This is a genomic window from Blautia sp. AF19-1 (genome assembly GCF_003479155.1).
Taxonomy (GTDB): domain Bacteria; phylum Bacillota; class Clostridia; order Lachnospirales; family Lachnospiraceae; genus Fusicatenibacter; species Fusicatenibacter saccharivorans.
Map to the genome: position 1 here is coordinate 103,640 of NZ_QUGQ01000014.1, position 1,028 is coordinate 104,667.

Below are 1,028 nucleotides of genomic sequence, written 5' to 3' on the forward strand. Positions count from 1 at the left end.
CGAAATGATTCCTTCATGGATACCATCGTGTAACATATAATTTTCCTGCTTTACAATACGGTATTCATTTCTTGTACCAGATACTTTCTCATTCTTCCTTCGTCCATAAGCCAGCTTTCCACAGTATACCGGATTATCCAGAACGCCTTTTATAAATGAAGCGGCAAATGCGTCCAGTGTATTATTCTGTCGTTTTTTCTTTTTATATCCATGCTGGTTCAGCCATGCAGCAATCGCAGAAATTCCCATATTTGTATGAATAAATTTATCATAGATCAGACGAATAATCTCTGCTTCGTCCTCTGCGATCTGCAATTCTCCATTTACCAATTCATAGCCATATGGAGCAAACCCGCCGTTCCATTTTCCTTCCCTTGCTTTCTGCTTACGTCCTTCCATTGTCTGAACAAGGATATTCTCCCGTTCAATCTCTGCCACCGCAGACAGAACAGAAATCATCAGCTTTCCACTATCTTTTGAGCTGTCAATCCCATCTTCAACACAGATCAGATTCACTCCAAAATCCTGCATCCTCTGCAAAGAGTTTAATACATCTGCCGCATTACGACCGAATCTGGAAAGCTTGAACACCAGTACAAACTGTACCTCATCTGTTCCATTCTCAATATTATCTAACATTCTCTGAAATTCCGGTCTGCCCTCTACGCTCTTTCCAGACTTACCTTCATCGGAATACTCATTTACGATTTCCATATTCTGAAATTCTGCATATCTCTTGAGTTTTTCTTTCTGAGCATCCAGACTGTAGCCATCCACCTGCATGGTTGTGGATACTCTGGTATATATATCGCATTTAATCTTTTTATTCTTCATAATCTTCCTCGCAGTATAATTCCGTTTTATTGTCCCAACTTTATTTTAGTACTTGTTCCAACTATTTTCAATACTTATTTTCTTATTGACTCATTTCTTTGTCAATCCTATAATTAATACAAAAAAATCCCCTAAGACAATCAATGTCATTAACTTTAGCAAAGAGCAGAAATCGTAAGCATTTATAAAACTAT

1 protein-coding gene is annotated in these 1,028 nt (G+C 37.7%); it reads right to left on the reverse strand.

All coding sequences use genetic code 11. From position 1 onward, the window contains the following. Positions 1-834 (reverse strand): recombinase family protein (locus DWX26_RS10765; protein WP_147398122.1); only part of this gene is annotated, 834 nt, incomplete at its 3' end. Positions 835-1,028: the final 194 nt, after the last annotated feature.